Raw genomic sequence first — 21,035 nt, forward strand, 5'->3', positions numbered from 1 at the left:
CAATCAACTATGGGACTCGAAGAGAAGCTGCCGAGCGGCTTTCTGCTGACCACCGTCGAGAAGGCCGCCGGGTGGGTGCGCAAGTCATCCATGTTCCCCGCGACCTTCGGACTCGCCTGCTGTGCCATCGAGATGATGACCACCGGCGCGGGCCGGTACGACCTCGCCCGCTTCGGGATGGAGGTCTTCCGTGGCTCCCCCCGGCAGGCCGACCTCATGATCGTCGCCGGGCGGGTCAGCCAGAAGATGGCCCCGGTGCTGCGGCAGGTCTACGACCAGATGCCGGAGCCGAAGTGGGTCATCTCCATGGGTGTCTGCGCCTCCTCGGGCGGGATGTTCAACAACTACGCGATCGTGCAGGGCGTTGACCACATCGTCCCGGTCGACATCTACCTGCCGGGCTGCCCGCCCCGTCCCGAGATGCTGCTGGACGCGATCCTGAAGCTGCACGAGAAGGTGCAGAACGGAAAGCTCGGGGTCAACCGGGAAGAGGCGGCCCGGGAGGCGGAGGAAGCGGCGCGCAACGCGCTCCCCACCATCGAGATGAAGGGGCTGCTCCGGTGAGTGACGAGCAGGAGAACGGCGCCGTCCCCGCGGCCCGCGGCGACGTCGGTGAGGCGATCGGGGAGCGTCGCGGCATGTTCGGCGCCAGCGCCGGTGGCGACACCTCGGGCTACGGCGGCCTGGTGCGCACCGTGCGGATGCCCGCGCCCAGTTCACGGCCGTACGGCGGCTGGTTCGACGAGGTCGCGGACGAGTTGGAGGGCGCGCTGGAGGAGCAGGGGCTCACCCCGGAGCACGTCGTCGAGAAGACGGTGGTGGACCGCGGTGAACTCACCTTCCACATCGCGCGCGAGCACCTCCTCCAGGTCGCCCGCACGCTGCGTGACGACCCCGCGCTCCGCTTCGAGACGTGTACCGGGGTCAGCGGTGTGCACTACCCGGAGGACCGCGGGCGGGAGCTGCACGCCGTCTACCACCTGCGTTCACTGACTCACAATCGCCTGATCAGGCTTGAGGTGACCGCGCCGGACGCCGATCCGCACGTTCCCTCGGTCGTCGAGGTCTACCCGACCAACGACTGGCACGAGCGCGAGACGTACGACTTCTTCGGCCTGATCTTCGACGGGCACCCCGCGCTGACGCGGATCATGATGCCCGACGACTGGCAGGGCTTCCCGCAGCGCAAGGAATACCCGCTCGGGGGCATCCCCGTCGAATACAAGGGCGCCCAGATTCCGGCTCCCGATCAGCGGAGGTCGTACAGCTGATGAGCACGCACGCACCCGCCGGTATCCGCGAGACCACCGAGGGCACCGTCTACGACGTCACCGGTGGCGACTGGGACGAGATCGCGGCCGCCGCGGCCCGCAGCGACGACGAGCGGATCATCGTCAACATGGGCCCGCAGCACCCGTCGACGCACGGGGTGCTGCGGCTGATCCTGGAGATCGACGGCGAGACGGTCACCGAGGCCCGCTGCGGCATCGGCTACCTGCACACCGGCATCGAGAAGAACCTCGAATACCGGACGTGGACGCAGGGCACCACCTTCGTCACGCGGATGGACTACCTCACGCCGTTCTTCAACGAGGCCGCGTACTGCATGGCCGTGGAGAAGCTGCTCGGCATCGAGGACGACGTCCCGGACCGGGCCAACGTCATCCGCGTCCTGCTGATGGAGCTGAACCGGCTCTCCTCGCACTTCGTCTCCATCGCCACCGGCGGGATGGAGCTGGGCGCGACCACCGTCATGATCTTCGGCTTCCGGGACCGTGAACACGTCCTGGACCTCTACGAGTTGATCACCGGCCTGCGGATGAACCACGCCTTCATCCGCCCCGGCGGCCTCGCGCAGGACCTGCCGCCCGGCACCATCGACGCGCTCCGCGACTTCCTGAAGAAGATGCGGAAGAGCCTGCCCGAGTACGACAAGCTGTGCAGCGGCAACCCGGTCTTCAAGGCGCGGCTCAAGGACATCGGCCACCTCGACCTCAGCGGCTGCATGGCGCTCGGCGCGACCGGCCCCATCCTCCGCTCCGCCGGACTCCCGCACGACCTGCGCAAGGCCCAGCCGTACTGCGGGTACGAGAACTACGACTTCGAGGTCCCCACCACCGACACCTGCGACTCCTACGGCCGCTTCCTGCTGCGGCTGGAGGAGATGCACCAGTCGCTGCGGATCATCGAGCAGTGCGTGGAGAAGCTGGAGCCCGGCCCGGTCATGGTCGCCGACAAGAAGATCGCCTGGCCCGCGCAGCTCGCGCTCGGCCCGGACGGCCTGGGCAACTCGCTCGACCACATCAAGAACATCATGGGCACCTCCATGGAGGCCCTGATCCACCACTTCAAGCTGGTCACCGAGGGCTTCCGGGTGCCTCCCGGCCAGGCGTACGCGGCCGTGGAGTCCCCCAAGGGCGAACTCGGCGTACACGCGGTGAGCGACGGCGGCACCCGCCCGTACCGGGTCCACTTCCGCGACCCCTCCTTCACCAACCTTGAGTCCATGGCGGCGATGTGCGAGGGCGGCCAGGTGGCCGACGTGATCGTCGCCGTCGCGTCCATCGACCCCGTGATGGGAGGCGTCGACCGATGACAGACATCCAGCTCGGGATGCCCGAACTCCCGGCCCCCGACTACCCGGCCGACGTCCGCGAACGGCTGGAGGCGGACGCGAGGGAGATCATCGCCCGCTACCCGGACAGCCGCTCGGCGCTGCTGCCGATGCTGCACCTGGTGCAGTCCGAGGAGGGCCACGTCACCCGGACCGGCCAGCGGTTCTGCGCCGAACAGCTCGGACTGGCGACCGCCGAGGTCAACGCCGTCGCGACCTTCTACACCATGTACCGGCGCAAGGCCTCCGGCGACTACCAGGTCGGGGTCTGCACCAACACGCTCTGCGCGGTGCTGGGCGGCGACGCCATCTTCCAGGACCTCCAGGAGTACCTCGGCGTCGGCAACGGCGAGACCACCGAGGACGGCAAGGTCACGCTGGAGCACATCGAGTGCAACGCGGCCTGCGACTACGCGCCCGTGGTGATGGTCAACTGGGAGTTCTTCGACAACCAGTCGCCGGACAGCGCCCGGCGGCTCGTCGACGACCTGCGCGCCGGACGCGAGGTCCAGCCGACCCGCGGTGCCCCACTGTGCACCTTCAAGGAGACCGCCCGCATCCTCGCGGGCTTCCCCGACGAGCGCCCCGGCGCGGTCGAGGCCACCGGCGGAGCCGGACCCGCCTCGCTGGCCGGACTGCGGCTCGCCCAGGGAGAGACGGCACCGGGCGGGACCGGTCAGGTCGTACCGCCGCGCGACGGCGGGGAGGGTGAGTGATGAGCGTGGCAGCTCAGGTCAACGAGGGCGGCCCCACGTCGCTGCTGGCCCCGGTGCTCTCCGCGTCCTGGGGCGACCCCAGGCCGTGGACGCTGGAGACCTACCGGCGGCATGACGGCTACGCCGGTCTGGCCACCGCGCTCGCGATGGACCCGGACGACCTCATCGCCTACGTCAAGGACGCGGGACTCCGCGGCCGCGGCGGCGCCGGGTTCCCCACCGGGATGAAGTGGCAGTTCATCCCGCAGGGCGACGGCAAACCGCACTACCTCGTCGTCAACGCCGACGAGTCGGAGCCGGGCACCTGCAAGGACATCCCGCTCCTCTACGCCAACCCGCACGCGCTGATCGAGGGCTGCGTCATCGCCTGTCATGCGATCCGCGCCAACCACGCCTTCATCTACCTGCGCGGCGAGGTCGTTCCGGTGCTGCGCAGGCTGCACGAGGCGGTGCGCGAGGCGTACGAGGCGGGCTACCTCGGCAAGGACGCCCTCGGCCCCGGCCGGGACCTCGACCTGGTGGTGCACGCCGGCGCGGGCGCCTACATCTGCGGTGAGGAGACCGCCCTCCTCGACTCGCTGGAGGGCCGCCGCGGCCAGCCCCGGCTGCGCCCGCCCTTCCCGGCCGTGGCCGGGCTCTACGCGAGTCCCACCGTGGTGAACAACGTCGAGTCCATCGCGTCGGTTCCCGCCCTGCTGCACAAGGGCAAGGACTGGTTCCGCTCGATGGGCAGCGAGAAGTCCCCCGGCTTCACCCTGTACTCGCTCAGCGGCCACGTCGCCACCCCCGGCCAGTACGAGGCGCCGCTCGGCATCACCCTGCGCCAGCTGCTCGACATGAGCGGCGGGATGCGCCCCGGACACCGGCTGAAGTTCTGGACCCCCGGCGGCTCGTCCACCCCGATGCTCACCGACGAGCACCTGGACGTCCCCCTCGACTACGAGGGCGTCGGCGAGGCCGGATCCATGCTCGGCACCAAGGCCCTCCAGTGCTTCGACGAGACCACCTGCGTGGTCCGCTGCGTCACCCGCTGGACGGAGTTCTACGCGCACGAGTCCTGCGGCAAGTGCACCCCCTGCCGCGAGGGCACGTACTGGCTGGTCCAGCTGCTGCGGGACTTCGAGGACGGCAAGGCCACCCTCTCGGACATCGACACGATCGAGGACATCGCCGACAACATCAACGGCAAGTCCTTCTGCGCGCTCGGCGACGGCGCCGCGGCGTGTATCGCCTCCTCCCTCCAGCACTTCAGGGACGAGTACGAGCGCCACGTCACCGAGGGCGGCTGCCCCTTCGACCCCACCCGCTCCACCGTATGGGCCGACTCCCGCATGGAGGTCACCGCATGACCGCGCCCCCGTCCACGACGCCATCCCCCAGCGGAGGAGGGGACGCCGCGGCGCCGCCGGAGGAGCTGGTGACGCTCACCATCGACGGCGCCGAGATCTCCGTGCCCAAGGGAACCCTGGTCATCCGCGCCGCCGAGCAACTGGGCATCGAGATCCCCCGGTTCTGCGACCACCCGCTGCTCGACCCGGCCGGAGCCTGCCGCCAGTGCATCGTCGAGGTCGAGGGCCAGCGCAAGCCCATGGCCTCCTGCACCATCCAGTGCACCGACGGCATGGTCGTCAAGTCCCAGCTCTCCTCGGACGTCGCGGAGAAGTCCCAGCGCGGGGTGATGGAGCTGCTGCTCATCAACCACCCGCTGGACTGCCCCGTCTGCGACAAGGGCGGCGAGTGCCCGCTCCAGAACCAGGCGATGTCCGCCGGAAGCGCCACCTCCCGCTTCGAGGGCCGCAAGCGCACCTTCGAGAAGCCGGTCCCCGTCAACACGCAGGTGCTGCTGGACCGGGAGCGGTGCGTGCTCTGCGCGCGCTGCACCCGCTTCTCCCAGCAGATCGCGGGCGACCCGATGATCGAGCTGCTGGAGCGCGGCGCCCTCCAGCAGGTCGGCACTGGCGAGGACGACCCCCTGGAGTCGTACTTCTCCGGCAACATCATCCAGATCTGCCCGGTCGGCGCGCTCACCTCCGCCGCCTACCGCTTCCGCTCCCGCCCCTTCGACCTGGTCTCCTCGCCCAGCGTCTGTGAGCACTGCTCCGGGGGCTGCGCCACCCGCACAGACCACCGCCGCGGCAAGGTCATGCGGCGCCTCGCCTCCGAGGACCCCGAGGTCAACGAGGAGTGGCTCTGCGACAAGGGCCGCTTCGGCTTCCGGTACGCCCAGCGCCCCGACCGCCTCACCACCCCGCTGATCCGCGACGCCGACGGCGAGCTGCGGCAGGCGAGTTGGCCCGAGGCGCTGGAGGCGGCGGCGCGCGGCCTGGAAGCCGCCGGCGCGCGCGGGACGGAGGGCGGCTCCCGGGCCGGGGTCCTCACCGGCGGGCGACTGACCGTCGAGGACTCCTACGCCTACGCCAAGTTCGCCCGGGCCGTCCTGCGCACCAACAACGTCGACTTCCGCGCCCGCCGTCACTCCGCCGAGGAGGCGGAGTTCCTCGCCGCCCGCGTCGCCGGACGCGGACGCGACCTCGACGGCGGCGGCCTCACCTACTCCACCCTGGAGGCCGCACCCAGCGTGCTGCTGGTCGGCCTGGAGGCGGAGGAGGAGGCGCCCGGCGTCTTCCTGCGGCTGCGCAAGGCGTGGCGGAAACACGGTCAGCGCACCTTCGCCATCGCCAGCCACGCCACCCGCGGCCTGGAGAAGGCGGGCGGCACCCTGCTGCCCGCCGCGCCCGGCACCGAGACGGAGTGGCTGGACGCCCTCTCCGGCGGCGTCGGCCTGGAGGAGCTGGGCCAGCGCACCGCCGAGGCCCTGCGCGAGGAGGGCGCGGTGATCGCCGTCGGGGAGCGGCTGGCCGCCGTGCCCGGCGGACTCAGCGCCGCCGCGCGCGCCGCCACCGCCACCGGCGCCACCCTGGTGTGGATTCCGCGCCGGGCGGGCGAGCGGGGCGCCGTCGAGACCGGCGCCTTCCCGGCGCTGCTGCCCGGCGCCCGCCCCGCCCACGACCCGCGCGCCCGCGCCGAGGTCGCCCGGGCCTGGGGCGTCGCCGAACTCCCGGCGGAGCCGGGCCGGGACACCACCGGCATCATCGACGGCGTGCTGGCGGGCGAGCTGTCCGCGCTGGTCGTCGGCGGCGTCGAACCCGACGACCTGCCGGACCCGGCCCGCGCCCTGCGCGCCCTGGACGAGGCCGAGTTCGTGGTCAGCCTGGAGCTGCGGCCCGGCGCCGTCACCGAACGCGCCGACGTGGTCTTCCCCGTCGCCGCGGTCGCCGAGAAGGCGGGCACCTTCCTCAACTGGGAGGGCCGGGCCCGCCCGTTCGAGGCCGCGATCAAGCCGGACCAGATGACCCGCCGCCACGTCCAGCCGGACGCCCGGGTGCTGCACATGCTCGCCGACGCCCTCGACGCGCACCTCGGCCTCCCCGACGTGCGCACCATCCGGGCCGAGGTCGAGCGGCTGGGCCACTGGGAACCCGGTGAGGTCACCGCGCCCCAGCAGCCCGCCCGGTCGCTGCCGCAGCCGCGCGACGGGCAGGCGGTGCTCGCCGGGCACCGCCTCCTCCTCGACGACGGCCTCCTCCAGCAGGGCGACGACGCGCTCGCCGGAACCCGGCACGCCGCCGTCGCGCGGATGTCGGAGCGCACCGCCGCCGAGGCGGGCGTCGCCGACGGTGCCGAACTGACGGTCTCCGGGCCCGCCGGGTCGATCCGGCTCCCGCTGCGGGTGACCGCGATGCCGGACCGGGTGGTCTGGCTGCCCATCCGCTCGGTCGGCCGGGGCGTGACCGCCGAGACCGGAGCCGCCCCCGGCGAACTGGTCACCGTCAGTGTGACCGCCGAGGACGCCGAGCCGGCGTCCGGCAGCGGGGAGGTGGCCCAGTGACCAGCGGTGTGCCGGTGCCCGTGGGGCCGGGGCGGTCGATCCGCCCGGCGCCCGGACCGCGGCCGCCCCTCGGAGCGGGGGGCCGAGCCCAACCGCCGCTCGGCGGGCGGGTAGCAGCGAGCGATACGCGTGCAGTGCGTGAGGAGGTGGGCGCGTGAGTGCCCTCACACAGATCGCCGGGGCGGAGCCAACGCTGCTCGCCGACGAGGATCTGTCGATGTTCGGGACGGATCCCTTCTGGCTGATCGCCCTCAAGGCCGTCTTCTGTTTCGCGTTCCTGGTGGTCACCGTGCTGGTGGCAATCGTCATGGAGCGGAAGATCGTCGGCTGGATGCAGCTGCGCGTCGGTCCCAACCGGCACGGCCCCTGGGGCATGCTCCAGTCGCTGGCCGACGGCGTGAAGCTGATGCTGAAGGAGGATCTGGTCGTCAAGGGGTCCGACAAGGTCGTCTACATCCTGGCCCCGATCATCGGCGCGATCCCCGCCTTCATGGCGATCGCGGTGATCCCCTTCGGCCCGGCGGACGATCCGGTCTCCATCTTCGGCACCCGCACCGCCCTCCAACTGACCGACCTGCCGGTGGCGATGCTCTACATCCTGGCCACCTCCTCCATCGCCGCGTACGGCGTGGTGCTGGCGGGCTGGTCGTCCGGTTCGACCTACCCGCTGCTCGGCGGTGTCCGCGCCACGGCGCAGATCATCAGCTACGAGATCGCGATGGGGCTCAGCTTCGCCGCCGTCTTCCTGTACTCCGGCTCGATGTCCAGCTCCACGATCGTCGCGGCGCAGGACGACCGGTGGTTCGCCTGGCTGCTGCCGATCTCCTTCATCATCTACATGATCTCGATGGTGGGCGAGGCGCACCGGGCTCCGTTCGACATGCCGGAGTCGGAGGGCGACCTGGTCGCGGGCTTCCAGACGGAGTACTCCTCCATCAAGTTCGCGCTCTTCATGCTCACCGAGTACATCCACATCGTGACGGTCTCCGCCGTGGCCGTGACGCTCTTCCTGGGCGGCTGGCGCGCACCCGCGCCGATCTCCACCTTCTGGGAGGGCGCCAACCAGGGCTGGTGGCCGATGCTCTGGTTCATGGCGAAGCTCTGGTTGATGATCTTCTTCTTCATCTGGATCCGGGCCTCGCTGCCGCGTACCCGCTACGACCAGTTCATGAAGCTCGGCTGGAAGGTCCTCATCCCCGTCGCGCTCGGCTGGCTGGTGCTCGTCGCCACCGTCCGCGGCCTGCGGGCGAACGGCTACACCTCGGCCGAACTCGTCTACTGGGTCGGTGGCGCGGCGCTCGCGCTGGTCCTGGTTTTCCTGGTCGTCGACCTCTTCAAGAGCCGCACCGAGGAACGCGAGGCGGCCGAGGAACAGGCGAAGGAGGAGGCCACCCCGTTCGACCCGATGGCTGGCGGCTATCCGGTGCCGCCGCTGCCCGGACAGACCCTGCCGCCCGTGCCGCGGCGGCGCTCCCGCGCTGAGGGACAGCTCGTGGGAGCGGGCGGGTCCAGCGAACCCAGCTCTGAAGGAACCAGTGAGGAAAGGGGTGGCGAGCATGCCTGAGAACCCCGTGGCCGGCTTCGGCGTGACCTTCAAGGACATGTTCAAGAAGCGGCTGACCGAGCAGTACCCCGAGTACAAGAAGCCGACGGCCCCCCGATTCCACGGCCGCCACCAGCTCAACCGTCATCCGGACGGGCTGGAGAAGTGCGTGGGCTGCGAACTGTGCGCCTGGGCCTGCCCGGCCGACGCGATCTACGTCGAGGGCGCGGACAACACCGAGGAGGAGCGCTACTCCCCGGGGGAGCGCTACGGCCGCGTTTACCAGATCAACTACCTGCGCTGCATCCTGTGCGGGCTGTGCGTCGAGGCGTGCCCCACCCGGGCGCTGACCATGACCAACGAGTACGAACTCGCCGACTCCTCCCGGGAGTCGCTGATCTACACCAAGGAGCAGCTGCTCGCCGGGCTCCAGGAGGGCATGGTCGACTCCCCGCACGCCATCTACCCGGGCATGACGGAGAAGGACTACTACAGCGGGCTGGTGACGGAGGCCGCACCGGGCACCGAGCGGCAGCGGCCCACCGGGGACGCGACCCCGGCGGGGCACGGCTCGGCGGAGCCAGGGGAGGGTGGCGCATGAGTGCCTCGTCCACCATGGGGCTCACCGCGCTCGCCGCGGAGACCGCGACCTCCTCGGGGGAGGCCGCGCAGTTCTGGGTGCTGGCGACCGTCGCGGTGATCGGCGCGCTCGGCACGGTGCTGCTGCGCAGGGCCGTGCACTCGGCGCTCTGCCTCGCCGGGACGATGGTGATCCTGGCGCTGTTCTACCTCGCCAACGGCGCCTACTTCCTCGGTGTGGTGCAGATCGTCGTCTACACCGGCGCCGTGATGATGCTCTTCCTGTTCGTGCTGATGCTGGTCGGCGTGAGCAGCGCCGACTCCCTCAAGGAGACGATCAAGGGCCAGCGCTGGCTGGCGCTGGGCGCCGGACTCGGGATGGGCGTCCTGCTGGTCGCGGGCATCGGCCAGGCGTCGGTCGGCAGCTTCAACGGCCTCGACGCGGCGAACGCGCCGGGCAACGTCCCGGCCATCGCCGAGCTGCTGTTCACCAAGTACGTGGTCGCCTTCGAGGTGGTGGGCGCGCTGCTGACGGTCTCCGCCGTCGGCGCGACGCTGCTGACCCACCGTGAGCGGATCGAGAAGACCCTCACCCAGCGCGAACAGGCCGCCGCCCGGGTGCGGAAGGGCACCCAGCTGCCGCCGTTGCCCGCCCCCGGCGTGTACGCGCGGCACAACGCGGTGGACCGTCCGGCGCTGCTGCCGGACGGTACCCCCGCCGACATCAGCGTCAACCCGGTCCTGCGGGAGCGCGGCCAGATCCGCGAGGTCAACCCGGAGGCGCTGGCCGAGCTGGCCGCGCTGGAACAGCGCAGCGCCGACTACTACGGCCGCCCTCCGTCGGAGAGCCGCGGCCGGCCGACCAGCCCCACGGCGGGCGCGGCGGACAGCACGGAAGTCGCCGCGTCCGGTGAGGACTCCGGGAACGCGGCGCGCGAGGAGGCCAGCAAGTGAGTCCCGTCAACTACGTCTACCTGGCGGCGCTGCTGTTCACCATCGGTGCCGCCGGGGTGGTCATCCGCCGGAACGCCATCGTGGTGTTCATGTGTGTCGAGCTGATGCTCAACGCCGCGAACCTGGCGCTGGTCGCCTTCTCGCGGATCCACGGCAACCTCGACGGGCAGATCATGGCGTTCTTCGTCATGGTCGTCGCCGCGGCGGAGGTCGTGGTCGGGCTGGCGATCATCGTGATGCTGTACCGCTCCCGGCACTCGGCCTCCGTCGACGACGCCAGCCTGATGAAGCTGTAAGGGGAACGAACCAGTGGAGTCATTGATCGGACTGCTCGTCGGCGCGCCCCTGCTCGGCGCCGCCGTGCTGCTGTGCGGCGGGCGGCGCCTCGACCGGACGGGACACTGGCTGGGCACCCTGCTCGCCGGGGCGTCCTTCGTCCTCGCGGCGGCGCTGTTCGCCGACATGCTCGGCAGGGACGGCGAGGAACGCGCCCTGCACCAGCACCTGTACAGCTGGGTGCCGGTGGCGGACTTCCAGGCGGACGTGGCCTTCCAGCTCGACCAGCTGTCGATGACCTTCGTGTTGCTGATCACCGGTGTGGGCACGCTGATCCACATCTACTCGATCGGCTACATGGAGCACGACGCGCGTCGCCGCCGCTTCTTCGGCTATCTGAACCTCTTCCTCGCGGCGATGCTGCTGCTCGTCCTCGCGGACAACCTGCTGCTGCTGTACGTCGGCTGGGAGGGCGTGGGCCTCGCCTCGTACCTGCTCATCGGGTTCTGGCAGCACAAGCCGAGCGCGGCCGCCGCGGCGAAGAAGGCGTTCATCGTCAACCGGGTGGGTGACGCGGGACTGGCCATCGCCATCTTCCTGCTGTTCACCACGTTCGGGACCTTCGCCTTCGAGCCGGTGCTCGCCAGCGCCACCGAGGCCAGCGAGGGCAAGCTGACCGCGATCGGGCTGATGCTGCTGCTCGCCGCGTGCGGCAAGTCCGCGCAGGTGCCGCTCCAGTCCTGGCTGGGGGACGCGATGGAGGGCCCGACACCGGTCTCCGCGCTGATCCACGCCGCGACGATGGTGACGGCGGGCGTCTACCTCATCACCCGCTCCGGCGCGATCTTCAACGCGGCGCCGGACGCGCAGACCGTGGTGGTCGTCGTCGGCGCGGTGACGCTGCTCTTCGGTGCGATCGTCGGGTGCGCGAAGGACGACATCAAGAAGGCCCTCGCCGGGTCGACGATGTCGCAGATCGGCTACATGATCCTGGCCGCCGGGCTCGGCCCGATCGGCTACGCCTTCGCGATCATGCACCTGGTCACGCACGGCTTCTTCAAGGCCGGGCTGTTCCTCGGCGCGGGCTCCGTGATGCACGGCATGAACGACGAGGTCGACATGCGCAAGTACGGCGGCCTGCGGAAGTACATGCCGGTCACCTTCGTCACCTTCGGGCTGGGCTATCTGGCGATCATCGGTTTCCCCGGCCTCTCCGGCTTCTTCTCCAAGGACCAGATCATCGAGGCGGCGTTCGCCAAGGGCGGCACCCAGGGCTGGATCCTGGGCGCGGTCACCCTGCTGGGCGCGGCGATCACCGCCTACTACATGACCCGCGTCATGCTCCTCACCTTCTTCGGTGAGAAGCGCTGGCAGCCGGACGCCGACGGCAACGAACCGCACCCGCACGAGTCGCCGCGCTCGATGACGATCCCGATGGTGGTCCTCGCCTTCGGCTCGGTGTTCGCGGGTGGGCTGTTCAAGTTCAACGAGTCGTTCGTGCACTGGCTGGAGCCGGTTACCCAGTTCGAGCACGGCCACCCGCCGATCTCCGCCGCGACGGTGACGGCGGCGACGGTCGTCGCGCTGCTCATCGGTGTCGGGGCCGCGTGGCTCCAGTACGGCAGGAAGCCGGTGCCGGTGACGGCGCCCCGGGGGAGCCTGCTCACCCGGGCCGCGCGGCGCGACCTGCTCCAGGACGACTTCAACCACGTGGTGCTGGTCCGAGGCGGCGAGCACCTGACGCGGAGTCTGGTGTACGTGGACAACAAGCTGGTCGACGGCGCGGTCAACGGGACCGCGGCCTCGATCGGCGGGCTGTCCGGCCGGATGCGGCGGCTCCACAACGGTTTCGCCCGCAGTTACGCGGTCTCGATGTTCGGCGGTGCGGCCCTGCTGATCGCCGCGACCCTGCTCATGAGGGCGGTCTGAGAATGTCATTTCCCCTGTTGACGGCTACGGCAGCGGTACCCGCGCTCGGCGCGGTCGCCACGGCTGCCGTACCCGCCGCGCGGCGCACCGCGGCGAAGTGGCTCGCGCTGTTCGTCTCGATCGCCACCCTGGCGCTCGCCGCCGCCGTACTGATCCGCTTCGACCCGGGTGGTGACCGCTACCAGCTCACCGAGTCCAAAGCGTGGATCGCGGAGTTCGGCGTCCGGTACGAGCTGGGCGTCGACGGCATCGGTGCCGCCATGATCGCGCTGACCGCGCTGCTGATCCCGTTCATCATCGGAGCGGGCTGGCACGACGCCGACGAGGCGGAGGACGCCCGGGACCGGAGCCGCCGCTGGCGGCCGACCCAGGGCTTCTTCGCGCTGATCCTGGCGGTCGAGGCGATGGTGATCATCTCCTTCGCCGCCACCGACGTCTTCCTCTTCTACATCTTCTTCGAGGCCATGCTCATCCCGATGTACTTCCTCATCGGGGGCTTCGGGGACCGCGCGCACGCGGCGGGTGAGGAGGAGGGCGCCAAGCAGCGCACCTACGCCGCGGTGAAGTTCCTGCTCTACAACCTCGCCGGCGGCCTGATCATGCTGGCCGCCATCGTCGGGCTGTACGCGGTCTCCGCGGACCAGCTCGGTGAGGGCACCTTCTCCCTCCAGGCGCTCAGCGAGGCGCGCGCCGAGGGCGAGCTGAGCATGGCGACCAACACCGAACGGCTGCTGTTCCTCGGCTTCTTCGTCGCCTTCGCGATCAAGGCGCCGCTCTGGCCGCTGCACACCTGGCTGCCGAACGCCATGGGGGAGTCGACGGCTCCGGTCGCGGTGCTCATCACCGCCGTGGTCGACAAGGTCGGCACCTTCGCGATGCTCCGCTTCTGCCTGGGGCTGTTCCCCGGCGCCAGCGAGTGGGCGACGCCGGTGGTGATCGTCCTGGCGCTGATCAGCATCCTGTACGGGGCGCTCCTCGCGGTCGGCCAGAAGGACATCAAGCGGCTGGTGGCCTACGCCTCCATCTCGCACTTCGGCTTCATCGTGCTGGGCGTCTTCGCGATGACCAGCCAGGGCCACGGCGGTGCCACGCTCTACATGGTCTTCCACGGCCTGTCCACCGCGGCGCTGATGCTCGTCGCCGGGTTCCTGATCTCGCGGCGCGGCTCGCGGCTCATCGAGGACTACGGCGGGGTGCAGAAGGTGGCGCCGGTGCTGGCCGGGACGTTCCTGGTGGGCGGGTTGGCCACGCTGTCGCTGCCCGGTCTCGCGCCGTTCGTCAGCGAGATCCTGGTGCTGGTCGGCACGTTCAGCCGCTACCCGGCCGCCGGGATCGTGGCGACCGCCGGGATCATCCTCGCCGCGCTCTACGTCCTGCTGCTCTACCAGCGCACGATGACCGGCCCGGTGAAGAACCCCGAGGTCGAGGGGATGCCGGACCTGAAGGTGCGGGAGCTGGCGGTGGTCGCCCCGCTGATCGCCCTGCTGATCGTCCTCGGGGTCTTCCCGAAGCCGCTGACCGAGGTGGTTGACCCGGCCGTCGAGCACACGCTCTCCGACGTGCGGCAGACCGACCCCCAGCCGGACCATCCCGTCGCGGAACGGACCGGCTCCGACGAGAAACCGGCTGACGCACACGCCGGAGGTGACGAGTGATGAGGGCTGATCCCAGCCTGTGGACGCTCGGGGCCACTGAACTCCAGGTCCCGAGCATCGAGTACGGCAAGCTCTCGCCGACGCTGATCGTCCTCGGCGCCGCCGGACTGAGCGTCCTGATCGAGGCGTTCGCGCCACGCAAGGCCCGGCACACCACGCAGCTGCTGCTGTCGCTGGTGGCGCTCGCCGGGGCGTTCGCCGCGGTGATCGGCCTCGCGGTGAGCGGGGCGGGCACCAGCGAGTCGCAGATCGCCGGTGTCGGTTCGCTGGCGGTGGACGGCCCCGCGCTGTTCCTCCAGGGCACGCTGCTGCTGGTCTCGCTGGTGGCGGTGTTCACCTTCGCGGAACGGCGGCTGGAACCGGTGGCGCACGGCACCCCGGTGGACTCCTTCGCCGCGCAGCCCGCCGCGGTGCCGGGTGGGGACGGCGAGCAGCAGGCGACGAAGGCCGGGTGGACGACCACCGAGGTCTTCCCGCTGCTGCTCTTCGCGGTCGGCGGCATGCTGCTCTTCCCGCAGGCGAACGACCTGCTGATGCTGTTCATCGCGCTGGAGGTCTTCTCCCTCCCGCTGTACCTGCTCTGTGCGCTGGCCCGCCGCAGGCGGCTGCTGTCGCAGGAGGCCGCGGTCAAGTACTTCCTGCTGGGCGCGTTCTCCTCGGCCTTCATGCTGTTCGGCACGGCCTTGCTCTACGGCTACGCGGGCACCGTCAACTACTCGGGCATCGCCCGGGTGATCTCCGGTACCGACCCGAGCACCGACCCGGTGCTGGCGGAGACCACCGGAAACGACGCGCTGCTGCTGATCGGTGCGGCGCTGGTGCTGATGGGGTTGCTGTTCAAGGTCGGCGCGGTGCCGTTCCACATGTGGACCCCGGACGTATACCAGGGCGCCCCCACTCCGGTGACCGGTTTCATGGCCGCCGCGACCAAGGTCGCCGCGTTCGGCGCGCTGCTGCGGCTGCTGTACGTCGTGCTGCCGGGGCTGCGCTGGGACTGGCGTCCGGTGATGTGGGGCGTCGCGATCGTCACCATGCTGGCCGGTGCGGTGCTGGCCGTCACGCAGACGGACATCAAGCGGCTGCTGGCCTACTCCTCGATCGCGCACGCCGGGTTCCTGCTGGCCGGTTCGATCGCGGTGTCGGACAGCGGTATCTCCTCGGTGCTCTTCTACCTGGGCGCGTACTCCTTCGTGACGCTGGGCGCGTTCGCGGTGGTGACGCTGGTGCGGGACGCGGGCGGCGAGGCGACGCACCTGTCCAAGTGGGCCGGGCTGGGGCGGCGTTCGCCGCTGCTGGCGGCGGTGTTCGCGCTGTTCCTGCTGGCCTTCGCGGGCATCCCGCTCACCTCCGGCTTCGCCGGGAAGTTCGCGGTGTTCAAGGCGGCGGCCGAGGGTGGCGCCGGGGCGCTGGTGGTCGTCGGCGTGATCGCCTCGGCCATAGCGGCGTTCTTCTACATCCGGGTCATCGTGCTGATGTTCTTCAGCGAGCCGCGGGCGGACGGTCCGAGCGTGGCCGTGCCGAGCGCGCTGACGACCACCGCGATCGGGGCGGGTGTGCTGGTCACCCTGGTGCTGGGCGTCGCGCCGCAGTACTTCCTCGATCTCGCCTCGCAGGCCGGGGTGTTCGTGCGCTGAGGTGGCGACCCGCGCGTTGACGTGACCGGCGAGGCCGGGGCGGCCCGTGCCGCCCCGGCCTCGTCCCGTGCGGGCCTGCCGGGGTGTGCCCGCGTCTTCGACGCGGGGCCCGGGTGGCGCTACGGGAGGAGCTTCTCCAGCTCCTTCGGGTCCTTGGGCAGGGTGTCGGGCGCGTTGGAGACGCGGCGGAAGGTGTCGCTCGCGCCGCCGTTCCAGGTGACCTTGAGGGAGCTGCCGGTGACCTTGTCGACGGTGCCGCTGGCGCGGTCCTCACCGCCGCCGCCGGGGCACTTCAGGGTGAGCGTCTGGGTGTCGCCCTCCATCACCCGCCCCGAACACACTTTCTTGTCCCGTAGCAGGGACACCGCGTCCCCGGCGACGGTCATCACCAGTTCCGTGCCGTCGGCCTTGGCGCTCCACACTCCGGGCAGTGTGCCGGGGCCGGAGTCCCCTTTGTCCCCTTCCTGCCCGTCGCCGCCTTGTTCTCCCTGGTCGGAGCCGTTCTCCTGGCTGTCGTCCGGTGCCTTGGACTGGGCGTCGCCGGGCTTGTCGGAGCCCTTGTCGTCGTCCCCGCCGCTGCCGCAACCGGCGAGCAGCAGCGCGGCGGTGAGTACCGTCACCGCCCCCGTCATCCGCGCTGACCTGCGCACGTCGTTGTCCCCTTCGCTGACTGAGAAAATGGGTGCTTAGGGCATGTCAACGTAGCAGCGTGCACTCCGAGCCGGGGGAGGCACCGGTGACAAGAACGAGCAAGGGCGATAGGAAACCGTGGCATGGGTTGTGTGATCCTCCGCCAGGAAGAAGGCGGCTACCAAGGTAAGCAGGGCGGCATCTTCGCCGAGGGGGTGTCCGCCGAGTCGGTCGGATCGAAGGGGCTGTGTATGCACGTGCTGCGTATACCCGCGCACTCACGCGGTGAGCCACATAAGCACACCGGCCACGAGTCGGCGATCTACGTCGTCAGCGGGACGCACCAGATCCGGCACGGTATGGACCTGGAGCACACCGACGTGCTGCACCCGGGGGACATGGTCTACATCCCCGCCGACATGCCGCACATGCCGATGACCGGGGAGGAGCCGGTGGTCGCCGTGGTGGCCCGGACCGACCCGAGCGAACAGGAGTCGGTCCACCTGCTCTCCCCACGGGACCCGTCCCGCCCCAGCTGACCCGGAGGGGCGCGGGTGTCGGCCGCGCCCCATAGGGTGGCGGGATGCAGGGGAGTCTGGGGAACACGACCGGGACCGAGGCCCGGGAGGTGCTGCGCCGCGTCTTCGGGTACGACGCCTTTCGCGGGCAGCAGGAAGAGATCATCGAGCATGTGGTGGGCGGCGGCGACGCCGTGGTGCTGATGCCGACGGGCGGCGGAAAGTCGCTCTGCTACCAGATCCCCGCGCTGGTCAGACCGGGCACCGGTGTCGTCATCTCCCCGCTCATCGCGCTGATGCGCGACCAGGTGGACGCGTTGCGCGCCCAGGGCGTGCGGGCGGGGTTCCTCAACTCCACCCAGGACTTCGACGAACGCCGCACCGTGGAGGCCGAGTTCCTCGCCGGGGAGCTGGACCTCCTCTACCTCGCGCCCGAGCGGCTGCGGCTGGACGCCACCCTCTCCCTGCTGGACCGCGCCAAGGTGGCGCTCTTCGCGGTGGACGAGGCGCACTGCGTCGCCCAGTGGGGCCACGACTTCCGCCCCGACTACCTCGCCCTCTCGCTGCTCGGGGAGCGCTGGCCCGAGGTGCCGCGCGTCGCGCTGACCGCGACCGCCACCCGCGCCACCCACCAGGAGATCACCGAACGGCTCGGTCTGCCCGGGGCCCGGCACTACGTCGCCAGCTTCGACCGGCCGAACATCCAGTACCGGATCGTCCCCCGGATGGATCCCAAGAAGCAGCTTCTCCGGTTCCTGCGTGAGGAGCACCCGGGGGACGCCGGGATCGTCTACTGCCTGTCCCGGAAGGCGGTGGAGGCGACCGCCGAGTTCCTCTGCCGGCAGGGCGTCGAGGCCGTCCCGTACCACGCGGGGCTGGACGCGGCGACCCGCACCGCCCACCAGTCCCGCTTCCTGCGGGAGGACGGGCTGGTGGTGGTGGCGACCATCGCCTTCGGCATGGGCATCGACAAGCCCGACGTCCGCTTCGTCGCCCACCTCGACCTCCCCAAGTCCGTCGAGGGGTACTACCAGGAGACCGGCCGCGCGGGCCGGGACGGCCTGCCGTCCACCGCCTGGCTGGCCTACGGCCTCCAGGACGTGGTGCAGCACCGCAAGCGCGTCGAACAGGGCGGCGGCGACGCCGCGTTCCAGCGCCGGGCCGGGGGGCAGCTCGACGCGATGCTGGCGCTCTGCGAGACGGTCGACTGCCGCCGGGGCCGTCTGCTCCAGTACTTCGGCCAGGCGCCCGAGCGGGAGAGCTGCGGCAACTGCGACACCTGCGTCAGCCCGCCCGCCACCTGGGACGGCACGGTGGCGACGCAGAAGGCGCTGTCCACCGTGGTGCGGCTGAAGCGGGAGCGCGGCCAGAAGTTCGGTGCCGGGCAGATCGTGGACATCCTGCTGGGCCGGAAGTCCGCGAAGGTCATCCAGTTCGACCACGACGCGCTCTCCGTGTTCGGCGTCGGCGCCGAGCTGTCGGAGGCCGAATGGCGTTCCGTGCTGCGGCAGTTGATCGCCCGGGGACTGCTGGAGGTGGAGGGCGAGCACGGCACCCTGGTGCTCACCGACGCCAGCCCGGCGGCGCTGCGCGGTGAGACCGAGGTCCGGCTGCGCACCGACCCCGCCGGACGGAGCACGGCGGGCGGCGGTGGCGGTGGTGGGAGCACGCGCCGGGCGAAGCGCTCGGGCGGCGCGGCCGTCGAACTCCCGCCGGAGGCGGAGCCGGTCTTCGAGGCGCTGCGGGCCTGGCGTACGGAGCGGGCGCGGGAGGGCGGCGTCCCGGCGTACGTCGTCTTCCACGACGCGGCGCTGCGCGAGATCGCGATGCTGCGCCCGTCCTCGCTCGCGGAGCTGGGCACGGTGGGCGGGGTGGGGGAGAAGAAGCTGGCGACCTACGGCGAGGGCGTGCTGGAGTTGCTGGCCGAACTGCCCGGCACGGCCGCCGGTTCGGGGGACGGGCCGGGGGCCGGGGCGGAGCCCGCCCGGGTGCCCGGGGCGGCGGGCGTGGAGGTGCGGAGCGCCGGTCCGGCCGGTGGCGGAGGAGCGGCGGACGGCGGGGCGGACCCGTGGTCCGGCTTCCCGCCGGGGGCCGCGCCCGAACCCGAGCCGGACGCGCTGGGGGAGCCGCCGTATCCGCCGGACCCGGAGCTGGACGGCGGCTGACCCCGCGCGGCACGCCCGCCGGACGAGTGTCGACGGGCGTGCCGTGGAGGGGAGTTGACCGGCTCCCGGTCAGCCGAGGTCGGCGGGGTCCGTCGGCAGGTCCCCGGCGTCGGTGGGCAGGTCGGTCGGCAGGTCCGTGGGGGCTTCCGGGGCGCCGGACGCGTCGCTGTGCTGGGTGAACGTGGTGGTCTGGCCGTTGGCCCACTCCACGGTCATCATCTTGTCCTCGACGCTCTTGATCGTGCCCTTGCTGTAGTCGCTGCCGGACTTGCAGGTGAAGGCGAAGGTGATGGCCTGGCCCTCGGGCTTGAGGGGGCCGGTGCAGGCGACGTCGTTGTTGTCGGTCACCGTGCCGATCCTCTTGGTGATCCCCAGGACCAGCTTCGGGCTGCCGTCGGACAGCCAGCCGCCGGCGAGGTCCGCCGGGTCGAGCGGGCCGTCCGCGCCGCCCCCGCCGCCGCTGTCACCGCCTCCGGACTGGGCGCTGCCGCCCTTGTCGTCCTTGTCGCCGCCGTCGTCGCTGCTGCTCCCGCCGCAGCCGCTCACCAGCAGCGCAGCGGCGATCGCCACCGCTGCCCCCGTCAGTCGCGCTGAGGTGCGCACAGGTCTTCCCCCAAGAGAGTCGGTCTTACAGGCGCACGACAAGTTAGCACTGTGGCGTGGCGCCCCGGACACGACCAGTCACCTCTCCGAGGCCAACCCGGGTGCCCTCGGGGCCCGGTGCCCAGGCGGTGAGCGTCACCTCGTCCCCGTCCTCCAGGAACCGCCGCTCGCCGTCGGGGAGTTGGAGGGGCTGCTGGCCGTTCCAGGTCAGCTCCAGCAGGCAGCCGCGCTGCCCCGGCTCGGGGCCGCTGACGGTGCCCGAGGCGTAGAGGTCGCCGGTCCTCAACGCCGCCCCGTTGACGGTGAGATGGGCGAGCTGCTGCGCGGCCGTCCAGTACATCGCGGAGAACGGCGGCTCCGCGACGGGGTGTCCGTTGAGCCGCACGGTGAGGCGTACGTCGATACCGCCCGGCTCGGGCGCGGTGGCGTCGTCCAGGTAGGGCAGCGGCGGCACGTCGCGGAGGGGCGGCGCGGTGCGCGCGGCGTCCAGCGCGTCGAGCGGCGTGATCCAGGGGGAGACCGAGGTGGCGAAGGACTTGCTGAGGAACGGGCCGAGCGGCACGTACTCCCAGGACTGGATGTCCCGCGCCGACCAGTCGTTGACCAGCGTCACGCCGAAGACGTGCTCGCGGAAGGCGTCCAGCGGCACCGATTCGCCGGGCACGGACGGGGTGCCCACCACGAAGCCCACCTCGGCCTCGAAGTCCAGCCGAGTGGACGGGCCGAACTGGGGGAGGGCGCCCTCGGAGGGCAGCAGCCGCTGCCCGTTCGGCCGGGTCACCGGGGTTCCGGATACCACCACGCCGCCCGCCCGTCCGTGGTAACCGATGGGCAGGTGCTTCCAGTTGGGGGTCAGCGCGGCGCCGTCCGGCCGGAAGATCCGCCCGACGTTCGTGGCGTGGTGCTCACTCGCGTAGAAGTCGACGAAGTCGGCGACGTCGAAGGGTAGATGGAGACGGACCGCGGAGAGCGGGCGCAGGAACCGCGCGACGGTCTCGCGGTGACGTGGTTCGGTGAGCCAGGAGCGCAGCTCGGCGCGGACCGCCCGCCACGTCGAACGCCCCGCCGCCAGCAGCGGGTTGAGCCGGTCGGCGCCCAACAGCTGGGCGTGCGGGGAGCCCAACGCCTCGGCGGCGGCACCCGCGTCCAGCACCGCCTCGCCGAAGCGGACGCCGACGCGTCGCCGTCCGTCCGACTCCCCCGGAACGCCGGGCTGTTGGCCGAGCACGGTGAAGAGTCCGTAGGGCAGGTTGTCCGGGCCGAACGGATGGTCCACGGGCGGCTCCAGCGCGGCCCGGGCGTCGAACGCCGCGCCCTCGCTGGCCGACAT

At 71.2% G+C, this 21,035-nt stretch carries 18 protein-coding genes; 15 read left to right on the forward strand and 3 right to left on the reverse strand.

All coding sequences use genetic code 11. The features are described from left to right. The first annotated feature begins 9 nt into the window (after window positions 1–9). The 13 genes from E0L36_RS24930 to nuoN all read left to right on the forward strand — a co-directional run bounded on the left by E0L36_RS24930 (window position 10) and on the right by nuoN (window position 15,789). Complete coding sequence (locus E0L36_RS24930) at window positions 10–564, forward strand: NADH-quinone oxidoreductase subunit B family protein (RefSeq protein ID WP_180931498.1); 555 nt, start codon at window positions 10–12, stop codon at window positions 562–564. Then, a complete protein-coding gene (locus E0L36_RS24935) occupies window positions 561–1,271 on the forward strand; it encodes an NADH-quinone oxidoreductase subunit C (RefSeq protein WP_180931499.1) in 711 nt (236 codons plus the stop codon). The genes E0L36_RS24930 and E0L36_RS24935 overlap by 4 nt, the downstream gene beginning before the upstream one ends. Then, window positions 1,271–2,596: an NADH-quinone oxidoreductase subunit D gene (locus E0L36_RS24940; RefSeq protein ID WP_180931500.1), complete on the forward strand. Its 1,326-nt coding sequence runs from the start codon at window positions 1,271–1,273 to the stop codon at window positions 2,594–2,596. Before E0L36_RS24935 ends, E0L36_RS24940 begins: the two co-directional genes overlap by 1 nt. Further along, window positions 2,593–3,330 carry an NADH-quinone oxidoreductase subunit NuoE gene (gene nuoE, locus E0L36_RS24945; protein ID WP_180931501.1) on the forward strand — a complete coding sequence of 246 codons (738 nt, stop codon included), beginning with the start codon at window positions 2,593–2,595 and terminating at the stop codon, window positions 3,328–3,330. Before E0L36_RS24940 ends, nuoE begins: the two co-directional genes overlap by 4 nt. Then, window positions 3,330–4,679, forward strand: coding sequence for an NADH-quinone oxidoreductase subunit NuoF (gene nuoF, locus E0L36_RS24950; RefSeq protein ID WP_180931502.1), 1,350 nt, complete (start codon window positions 3,330–3,332; stop codon window positions 4,677–4,679). Before nuoE ends, nuoF begins: the two co-directional genes overlap by 1 nt. After that, window positions 4,676–7,219, forward strand: coding sequence for an NADH-quinone oxidoreductase subunit G (locus tag E0L36_RS24955; protein WP_180931503.1), 2,544 nt, complete (start codon window positions 4,676–4,678; stop codon window positions 7,217–7,219). Before nuoF ends, E0L36_RS24955 begins: the two co-directional genes overlap by 4 nt. 217 nt (window positions 7,220–7,436) lie before the next feature. After that, window positions 7,437–8,783, forward strand: a complete 1,347-nt coding sequence (gene nuoH / locus E0L36_RS24960; protein ID WP_180931710.1) for an NADH-quinone oxidoreductase subunit NuoH — start codon at window positions 7,437–7,439, stop codon at window positions 8,781–8,783. After that, complete coding sequence (gene nuoI, locus E0L36_RS24965; RefSeq protein ID WP_258016549.1) at window positions 8,776–9,363, forward strand: NADH-quinone oxidoreductase subunit NuoI; 588 nt, start codon at window positions 8,776–8,778, stop codon at window positions 9,361–9,363. Before nuoH ends, nuoI begins: the two co-directional genes overlap by 8 nt. Beyond that, window positions 9,360–10,295 (forward strand): NADH-quinone oxidoreductase subunit J, encoded by a 936-nt coding sequence (locus E0L36_RS24970; protein WP_258016550.1) that lies wholly within the window; start codon window positions 9,360–9,362, stop codon window positions 10,293–10,295. The genes nuoI and E0L36_RS24970 overlap by 4 nt, the downstream gene beginning before the upstream one ends. After that, window positions 10,292–10,591 (forward strand): NADH-quinone oxidoreductase subunit NuoK, encoded by a 300-nt coding sequence (gene nuoK, locus E0L36_RS24975; RefSeq protein ID WP_180931504.1) that lies wholly within the window; start codon window positions 10,292–10,294, stop codon window positions 10,589–10,591. The genes E0L36_RS24970 and nuoK overlap by 4 nt, the downstream gene beginning before the upstream one ends. Before the next feature lie 13 nt (window positions 10,592–10,604). Further along, window positions 10,605–12,500 (forward strand): NADH-quinone oxidoreductase subunit L, encoded by a 1,896-nt coding sequence (nuoL, locus tag E0L36_RS24980; protein WP_180931505.1) that lies wholly within the window; start codon window positions 10,605–10,607, stop codon window positions 12,498–12,500. 2 nt (window positions 12,501–12,502) lie between these two features. Beyond that, window positions 12,503–14,155: an NADH-quinone oxidoreductase subunit M gene (locus E0L36_RS24985; protein WP_180931506.1), complete on the forward strand. Its 1,653-nt coding sequence runs from the start codon at window positions 12,503–12,505 to the stop codon at window positions 14,153–14,155. Further along, window positions 14,155–15,789: an NADH-quinone oxidoreductase subunit NuoN gene (gene nuoN / locus E0L36_RS24990; RefSeq protein ID WP_180931507.1), complete on the forward strand. Its 1,635-nt coding sequence runs from the start codon at window positions 14,155–14,157 to the stop codon at window positions 15,787–15,789. Before E0L36_RS24985 ends, nuoN begins: the two co-directional genes overlap by 1 nt. Window positions 15,790–15,908: 119 nt before the next feature. Here nuoN and E0L36_RS24995 read toward each other — a convergent pair whose 3' ends face one another. Next, window positions 15,909–16,439, reverse strand: a complete 531-nt coding sequence (locus E0L36_RS24995; RefSeq protein ID WP_308416925.1) for a hypothetical protein — start codon at window positions 16,437–16,439, stop codon at window positions 15,909–15,911. 123 nt (window positions 16,440–16,562) lie between these two features. On the opposite strand from E0L36_RS24995, the gene E0L36_RS25000 reads away from it, so the two are divergent. Further along, window positions 16,563–16,958, forward strand: coding sequence for a cupin domain-containing protein (locus E0L36_RS25000; protein WP_180931508.1), 396 nt, complete (start codon window positions 16,563–16,565; stop codon window positions 16,956–16,958). 44 nt (window positions 16,959–17,002) lie between these two features. Further along, on the forward strand, window positions 17,003–19,102 hold the full coding sequence (gene recQ / locus E0L36_RS25005) for a DNA helicase RecQ (RefSeq protein ID WP_180931509.1): 2,100 nt from the start codon (window positions 17,003–17,005) through the stop codon (window positions 19,100–19,102). 69 nt (window positions 19,103–19,171) lie between these two features. On the opposite strand, the gene E0L36_RS25010 is transcribed toward recQ, so the two are convergent. Together E0L36_RS25010 and fahA are read right to left on the reverse strand one after the other, a co-directional pair. Further along, window positions 19,172–19,672 carry a hypothetical protein gene (locus E0L36_RS25010; RefSeq protein ID WP_180931510.1) on the reverse strand — a complete coding sequence of 167 codons (501 nt, stop codon included), beginning with the start codon at window positions 19,670–19,672 and terminating at the stop codon, window positions 19,172–19,174. Window positions 19,673–19,748: 76 nt separating this feature from the next. Beyond that, entirely contained in the window at window positions 19,749–21,035 is a 1,287-nt protein-coding gene (gene fahA, locus E0L36_RS25015; RefSeq protein WP_180931713.1) for a fumarylacetoacetase, read from the reverse strand.

The sequence above is a fragment of the Streptomyces sp. AJS327 genome (assembly GCF_013450295.1).
Classification (GTDB): Bacteria; Actinomycetota; Actinomycetes; order Streptomycetales; family Streptomycetaceae; genus Streptomyces.

What these genes read in the sequence shown, in the direction of transcription:
- E0L36_RS24930 (WP_180931498.1), top strand. Translation starts at nt 10, where the DNA reads ATGGGACTCGAAGAGAAGCTGCCGAGCGGCTTTCTGCTGACCACCGTC.
- E0L36_RS24940 (WP_180931500.1), top strand. Translation starts at nt 1,271, where the DNA reads ATGAGCACGCACGCACCCGCCGGTATCCGCGAGACCACCGAGGGCACC.
- nuoE (WP_180931501.1), top strand. Translation starts at nt 2,593, where the DNA reads ATGACAGACATCCAGCTCGGGATGCCCGAACTCCCGGCCCCCGACTAC.
- nuoF (WP_180931502.1), top strand. Translation starts at nt 3,330, where the DNA reads ATGAGCGTGGCAGCTCAGGTCAACGAGGGCGGCCCCACGTCGCTGCTG.
- E0L36_RS24955 (WP_180931503.1), top strand. Translation starts at nt 4,676, where the DNA reads ATGACCGCGCCCCCGTCCACGACGCCATCCCCCAGCGGAGGAGGGGAC.
- nuoH (WP_180931710.1), top strand. Translation starts at nt 7,437, where the DNA reads ATGTTCGGGACGGATCCCTTCTGGCTGATCGCCCTCAAGGCCGTCTTC.
- nuoI (WP_258016549.1), top strand. Translation starts at nt 8,776, where the DNA reads ATGCCTGAGAACCCCGTGGCCGGCTTCGGCGTGACCTTCAAGGACATG.
- E0L36_RS24970 (WP_258016550.1), top strand. Translation starts at nt 9,360, where the DNA reads ATGAGTGCCTCGTCCACCATGGGGCTCACCGCGCTCGCCGCGGAGACC.
- E0L36_RS24985 (WP_180931506.1), top strand. Translation starts at nt 12,503, where the DNA reads ATGTCATTTCCCCTGTTGACGGCTACGGCAGCGGTACCCGCGCTCGGC.
- nuoN (WP_180931507.1), top strand. Translation starts at nt 14,155, where the DNA reads ATGAGGGCTGATCCCAGCCTGTGGACGCTCGGGGCCACTGAACTCCAG.
- E0L36_RS25000 (WP_180931508.1), top strand. Translation starts at nt 16,563, where the DNA reads ATGGGTTGTGTGATCCTCCGCCAGGAAGAAGGCGGCTACCAAGGTAAG.
- recQ (WP_180931509.1), top strand. Translation starts at nt 17,003, where the DNA reads ATGCAGGGGAGTCTGGGGAACACGACCGGGACCGAGGCCCGGGAGGTG.
- fahA (WP_180931713.1), bottom strand. Translation starts at nt 21,035, where the DNA reads ATGTCGGCCAGCGAGGGCGCGGCGTTCGACGCCCGGGCCGCGCTGGAG.